Source organism: Curtobacterium sp. MCLR17_034 (genome assembly GCF_003234485.1).
Taxonomy (GTDB): Bacteria; Actinomycetota; Actinomycetes; order Actinomycetales; family Microbacteriaceae; genus Curtobacterium; species Curtobacterium flaccumfaciens.
In genome coordinates, this window is the sequence record NZ_QKTH01000022.1 from 50,298 (window position 1) to 57,694 (window position 7,397).

Genomic DNA, 7,397 nt, shown 5'->3' on the forward strand with positions numbered 1-7,397 from the left:
CCACGCTTCGTACAATGACATGGCCACGTCGAGAGAGCTGGCCGCTCGGCCGGGGGAGGAGAGGACCATGGCGAGACGCCTACCGTCCAACCCGCCCGTGATCGGCGGTTTCAGTCCCGTGCACGTCCTCGGGTCCGGTGGCTTCGCCGACGTCTTCCTCTACGAGCAGGACATGCCCCGACGACAGGTCGCGGTGAAGGTGCTGCTGGACGAGGTCGTCGACGACCGCGTCCGGCAGATGTTCCAGGCCGAGGCCAACCTGATGGCCCGGCTCAGCACGCACCCGTCGATCCTCACCGTCCTCCAGGCCAGCGTCGCCGCCGACGGCCGGCCCTACCTGGTCATGGAGCTCTGCTCCTCGTCCCTCAGTGAGCGCTACCGCCGCGAACCGATCCCGGTGTCCGAGGTGCTGTCGATCGGCATCCGCATCGGGTCGGCGCTCGAGACCGCACACCGCGAGGGCGTGCTGCACCGAGACATCAAGCCGTCGAACATCCTGCTGACGGCCTACGGCAACCCCGTGCTCTCCGACTTCGGCATCGCCGCGACGATCGGGGGCACCGACCCCGACGAGCCGATCGGCATGTCGATCCCGTGGTCCGCGCCCGAGGTCCTGATCGACGAGTCGCGCGGCACGATCCAGTCCGAGGTGTACTCACTCGCGGCGACGGTGTACTCGCTCCTCGCCGGGCGCAGCCCGTTCGAGGTCCGCGGCGGCAAGAACGGTGCGAACGACCTGATGCACCGGATCGACAAGGGCGGCGTGAAGCCCACCGGTCGCACCGACGTGCCGCCCTCGCTGGAGCGCCTGCTCGCTTCGGCGCTGTCCCGCAAGCCGCAGGGACGCCCCGCGACGGTGATGGAACTCGTCCGCGGGTTCCAGCAGGTCGAGGCCGAGCTCGGCATCCCGCAGACGTCCGCCGACGTCGCGGTCGAGGCCTGGGCGATCTCGACGCCGACCCCGCACGGTGAGCGCACCGTGATCCGTGAGCTGCAGCCACCCACCCGGGTCGGCGGGCGTCGTCGTACCCGCCGCGCGGTGCAGGGCGGGGTCGTGGCCGGCGGTTCGCACAGCGTCGGCACCGTGCACCGCACCGGGTCTGTGACGCGTGCCCGGCGCCGGACCCGTTCGACCCTGGTCTGGGCGACGTCCCTGGCCGTCGTCGTGGTCGCCGCCCTCGCGATCGCCACGGTCGTCGTCGTCGGTCGGCTCGGCGCCGGGGCGATCCCGGTCGTGGCCGAGGTCCGTGCCGAGCCGTCGCCGCAGTCCGTGTCCTTCAGCTGGACCGACCCGGGGCTGCGCAGCGGCGACACGTACGTCATCTCGTCCAACGGGTCGTCGAGCCAGCAGACCGGCACGACGTTCGTCGTCTCCGGTGAACGCGGCGACGAGGAGTGCATCGCCGTCGCCGTGAACCGCGACGGCAAGACGGGTGCCGCGAGCGCGCAGAAGTGCGCGACGATCGGGAGCGCCGGGTGATCCGCGCCCTCCTCGCGAAGCACCGCTCCGCCGCCGTGACGACCGGTGCCTCGGTGCTCGTCGCCGCCGTCGTCGCGACCACCGCCATCGTCTCCACCGGGTACCACACGCAACGCGTCGACCTCGGCGACGGCACGGTATGGGTGCCCTCGGCCGAGTACGGCGCCGTCGGTCGGGCGAACACCGGCATCCTGCAGCTCAACACCGCGGTCGAGACGGCCAGCGACGACCTGTCCGTGCTGCAGCGCGGCTCCACCGTCTACAGCGTCGACGAGACCAAGGGCACGGTCGCCCGGGTCGACGTCGCCGACGCCACCGTGGGCGATGCGATCACGCTGCCGGCGGGGACGCCGCAGGTCTTCTTCGCGGGCGACACCGCGGTCATCGGCAACGCCGACACGGGCGAGCTCTGGGCGACCCCCGCGAACGACCTCGCCGAGTTCGACGCGTCGGCCAAGGCCGACCTGACCCTGGGCGCCGACACCGTCTTCGACGCCTCCGACGGCCACGTCGCGGTCTACTCCGCGAAGACCGGGACGGCGTCGCTGGTCGACGTCGGCACGACACTCACCGTCGCCGAACGGTGGAAGGTCGACATGGACCGGGGTGACGACTTCCAGGTCGCCACGTTCGACGGGCACCTCGCCGTGCTCGACCGGACGAGCGGTGCCCTGTCGGTCGACGGCCGCACCGTCGAACTCGGCGACCGGGTCGGGTCGTCGCCGGCCCTCCAGCGGTCCTCCGACAGCACGGCCCAGGTCACGGTCGCGGGCACGGCGGGCCTGGTCCGCGTCAGCGCCTCCGGCACCGTGGACGCCACCGCGCTCCAGGTGGCCGGACGAGCCGCGCGGCCCTACGTCGACGGCTCCTGCACGTACGCGGCGTGGGCGGGCGGGCAGGCGATCGACACGTGTGACGGCAACGCGCTGCAGCGGCTGGCGAGCACCGGTGGCACGAGCGAACTGCAGATCCTGCACAACGGCGACACCGTGGTCGCCAACGACCCGACGAGCGGCCGTTCCTGGGCGATCGACCGGAGCGGGCAGCTCATCGACAACTGGGCCGACCTGATCAAGCAGGACGACGAGCAGCAGCAGGAGCAGGTCTCCGACGACGACCCCGAGGTCGACAAGGACCAGAAGCCGCCGGTGGCGGTGGACGACGAACTGGGCGCTCGTCCGGGACGCACCACGAGCCTCCCGGTCCTGCTCAACGACTACGACCCGAACGGTGACCCGATCATCGTGAGCGAGGTCGGCACCATCTCGAAGTCCGCCGGCCGCGTCGCGATCGTCGGCGACGGCCAACGGCTGCAGGTCACGCTGTCGTCGCGCGCCACCGGGACCGTGACGTTCCCGTACACGATCACCGACGGCAACGGCGGATCGGACACGGCGACCGTCCGGGTCAGCGTGCGCCCCGACAGTCAGAACGAGGCGCCGCGGCAGGTCCGTGACACCTCGGCCGACGTCGTCCAGAACGGGCACGTCGTCTCGAACGTCCTCGGCGACTGGGTCGACCCGGACGGCGACCCGGTCTACCTGGAGTCGGCGACCGCATCGAACGGCGACCGGGTGTCCACCACACCGGACGGCCTGCTCGACTTCCGGAACGACAGCGGCCGGACCGGTGAGCGCTCCGTGCAGCTGGTCGTGAGCGACGGTCGCGCCGACGGCCGGGGAGCTGTGACGGTCCGGGTCGCCAAGCAGGGCACCGTCCCGCTGCGCGCCGATCCGTTCCCGGTGTCCGGGTACGCCGGCAAGGCCTTCACGGTCGAGCCGCTCGACCACGTGCGCGGTGGCAACGGCACCGTGACGCTGACGAGCGTGTCGTCGGCGTCCGGGCTCACCGTCACCCCGAGCTACGACGCCGGGACCTTCCGGGTGCAGGGGGAGCGGGCGGGCGACCACCAGCTCGAGTACACGGTGACCGACGGCGTGAAGACCTCGAGCGGCATCGTCCGGGTGACCGTCCTCGCGCCACCAGACGCCTCGACGGCGCCGATCACCACGCCGAAGACGGTGTTCGTGAACACCCTGTCCACCAAGGACACGGACGTCACCGCGACCGACATCGACCCGGCGGGCGGGGTGCTGCTCGTGACGGCGCTCGACGGACCCCCACGGGGCAGCGGCGTGCAGGCGAGCCTCCTCGACCAGCACACGGTCCGTGTCACGCTCACGGCGCCCCTCGACGGTCCGGTCTCGTTCGGGTACACGGAGACCAACGGCCTGGCGTCGTCACCCGGCACGATCACGGTCGTCGAGGTCCCGAAGCCCGACCGCATCCAACCGCCGGTCGCCCAACCGGACAGCGCGACCGTCCGTGTCGGCGACGTCGCGAACATCGACGTGCTCGACAACGACACCCAGCCCGAGGGCGAGCCGTTGACGCTGCAGCCCGAACTGGTGCAGAACGTCCCCGGTGACGGCGGCCTGCTGTTCGTCTCCGGCGACCACCTGCGGTACCTCGCCCCGAAGACGCCGGGCAACTACACCACCGTCTACCGGGTCGCCGGCCCGGACGGCCAGTACGCCGACGCCGCCGTGTCGATCTCGGTGCGCGAACGTGACGCCGCCACGAACAACCCGCCCGTCCCGCAGACCGTCACCGCGCGCGTCGTCGCCGGGTCGTCGGTGCGGGTCAGCGTGCCGTTGAACGGGATCGACCCGGACGGCGACTCCGTCCAGCTGGTCGGCGTGGGCTCCAACCCCGACAAGGGGTCGGTCTCGGACGTCGGCTCGGACGCCCTGACCTACGAGGCGGGCGACTACTCGGCCGGCACCGACGAGTTCACCTACACCGTCGTCGACGCCCTCGGGGCCCGCGCCACCGGCACCGTGCGGGTCGGCATCGCACCCCGCGCCGAGCAGGCCTCGAACCCCGTGGCCGAGGCCGACCACGTCACGATCCGCCCCGGTGGGTCGGTGACGGTGCGCGTCCTGCAGAACGACTCCGACCCCGAAGGCGGGCAGCTGACCGTCGCGCAGGCCGAGCCGACGGCAGAGGACGTCACTGCCAAGGTCCTCCGGAAGCAGCAGATCCGCGTCACGCCTCCGGAGTCGGCGAAGAGCGGTGACTTCGCGGTGCTCTACACCGTCGCGAACAGCAGCGGGGGATCGAGCACGGCCTTCCTCACGGTGACCGTCGACCCCGACGCCCAGCCGCTCCGGCCCGAGGTCGACGACACGACCCTCGACCTGCAGGACATCCTGCACCGGCAGAGCGTGACCGTCGACGTGCTCGACAACGTCTTCTTCGCCGAGGGCACCGCGGCCGACCTCCGGGTCGGGGTCGTCCCCGGCTACGGCGACACCGCGACGCCCACCGACGACGGCCGCATCACCGTCCGGTTGACCGACGACTCGCAGGTGATCCCGTTCTCGGTCGCCCGGGCCGACCACCCGGACATCGTCTCCTACGGCTTCATCAACGTGCCGGGCTTCGACGACGCCCTGCCCCAGATCAACCGCAGCGCCGGTGCGGTCACGGTGAAGAGCGAGGCCACCGTCCGCATCCCGCTGCAGGACTTCGTCGTGACGGCGAACGGCGAGACCGCGAAGATCACCGACCGAGGCACGGTCAAGGCCACCCACGCCAACGGGCAGAGCCTGGTGGTGGACTCCTCGACGCTGCAGTTCACGTCGGCGAAGCTCTACTACGGCAAGGCGTCGATCTCGTTCGAGGTCACCGACGGCTCGTCGGCGAACGGCGGCAAGGGCCGCGTCGCCACGCTCGTGCTCCCGATCACGGTCACGCCCCGGTCGAACCAGCCGCCGGCGTTCACGGGATCCTCGGTCGAGATGCAGCCGGGCGAGACGCGCAAGATCGACCTGACGAAGCTGACCGACTACCCGTACCCCCGAGACCTGCCCGAGCTCCGGTACTCGATCGTCGGCCGGCCCGCCGCGGGGACGACCGCCTCGATCGCGAAGCAGCAGCTCACGATCTCGGTCGCCGACACCGCGAAGAAGAACACCACCGCGTCGATCGGGATCGGTGTCGCGGACGACGCCAACACCGGTCGCGCCGGCACCGTCACCGTCGGCGTCGTCGCCTCCACCCGTCCCGTGGTCCAGCCCGGTCCCGACCGGTCGGTGACGAAGCGCGGGGCGACCACCACCATCGACGTGCTCACGAACGACCAGCCGACCAACCCGTTCCCGGGTGAGCGGTTGCGCGTCGTGAACATCCGCGGGCTGTCCGGCGGGCTGCCGAGCGGCGTCACCGTCACGCCGAGCGGTGACCGCACGCGCCTGCAGGTCTCGGTCGCCGACACCGCGAAGCCCGGCGACGCCCACCTGCAGTACCAGGTGGCGGACGCGACGAACGATCCCGACCGGTACGTCTGGGGCGACGTCACCATCTCGGTGCAGGACGTCCCGGACGCTCCGGGTGCACCCACCCGCACCGGTTCCTACGACGGCGGTCAGGTCACGCTCACGTGGTCGACCCCGCAGGGCAACAACTCGCCCATCACGGGCTACCGGGTCGTCGGGACCAACGGCGTCTCGAAGAACTGCGGGACCGCGACGGTGTGCACGCTGACCGGACTCGACCCGAAGGCGTCGTACCGGTTCCAGGTCGTGGCGACCAACGCGATCGGCGACTCGAAGCCCTCGTCCCGCTCGGGTCCGATGAGTGCGGACTTCGTGCCGGCACCCCCGAAGGGCATCACGGTCACGCCGAGCAAGGCGACACCGAACCAGCTCGACGTCAAGTGGGGCAAGGTGTCCGCGCCGAACAACGGCAGCGCGGTCGACGACTACATCGTCACGATCGAGGGCCCCGGCCTGTCGACCACGCGGCACACCGGCACCGCCACGAACACCTCGTTCACCGGCGCCCAGAGCGCTGCCCAGTACAAGGTCACGGTGTCCGCTCGCAACGACGCCGACCGCAACGGCACCGTCGTGCAGTGGAACTCTGCGTCCGCCACCGGCAGTGCCGTCGGGACGCCGGGCGTCCCGACGCTGAACGCGTCGCGCGACGTGTCGCCCGGGCGGACCAACGTGTCGCTCAGTGCGGCCGAGAACGACTGGGCCGGGGGCGGTCGAACGCTCACGATCGTGCGGTACCCGCCCGGGGTGAACATTCCGAGCGGTTGCTCGACCACCGGCTCGGACAAGCGCTGGGACGGCGGGAGCGCCAACGACACGCTGAACTCGAACGGCAACTTCCAGTACGTCGCGCTTGCCGACAACGGTCTGTTCTGCACGCCGAGCCGTGCGGCGTCCGTGCAGGGGTACTCCGCTCCGGGGACCGCGTCGGCCGACATCGGCGTCGAGCGGTTCAGCGAGGACGACGGCACGTACGCGATCCGCATCCGGAACCCGCGCGCCCAGCCGAGCCCCAACGGATCGATCGACCACTACGCCTACTCGGTCAACGGCGGCGGCCTCGTGTCCTTCGGCGGGAACGGCTCCTGGGTCACCGGTGCCGCGTTCGGCTCGACGGTGAGCGTGACCGTGGTGGCCTGCGCGGACAGCACGTCCAACTTCTGCGGGGACGGCTCCACGGTGGGCGGGCTGCGCCCGGTGCAGACCCGTGCCACGCTGCCGGACTCCGTGACGGCCGGGACACAACTGACGGTGACTGCGCCTCCGCAGAACGCCGGGCTCCAGCCGTCGGCTTACATCGTCCAGGTCTGCGTACCCCGCCTGCTCTCCGACGGCTGCGAGCCGCCACAGCAGTACGCCCCCGACAAGCTGCCCGTGATCGACAGCACGCTGCGGGACGGGTACGTCACAGTGGCTGCGGTCGTCGATGGGCACCAGGACCCGAACCCGCCGAGCGCGTCGATCGATGCGGCACCCGAACCCGAGCAGCCCGCTCCCGAGCAGCCCGCCCCGGAACCCGCTCCCGGCGGCTGACGCCCCCGACCTGCCCCGACCCTCCCGCCGCCGGGAGCGGGTTC

At 71.4% G+C, this 7,397-nt stretch carries 2 protein-coding genes; both read left to right on the forward strand.

The window, feature by feature from the left end; genetic code table 11:
* Positions 1-67: 67 nt before the first annotated feature.
* Complete coding sequence (locus DEI98_RS16735; protein ID WP_111101377.1) at positions 68-1,480, forward strand: serine/threonine-protein kinase; 1,413 nt, start codon at positions 68-70, stop codon at positions 1,478-1,480.
* Positions 1,477-7,353 carry an Ig-like domain-containing protein gene (locus tag DEI98_RS16740; RefSeq protein WP_146243549.1) on the forward strand — a complete coding sequence of 1,959 codons (5,877 nt, stop codon included), beginning with the start codon at positions 1,477-1,479 and terminating at the stop codon, positions 7,351-7,353. Before DEI98_RS16735 ends, DEI98_RS16740 begins: the two co-directional genes overlap by 4 nt.
* Positions 7,354-7,397: the final 44 nt, after the last annotated feature.

Excerpts from the sequence above, each read along its gene's own strand:
- DEI98_RS16735 (WP_111101377.1), top strand. The coding sequence starts at position 68 with ATGGCGAGACGCCTACCGTCCAACCCGCCCGTGATCGGCGGTTTCAGT.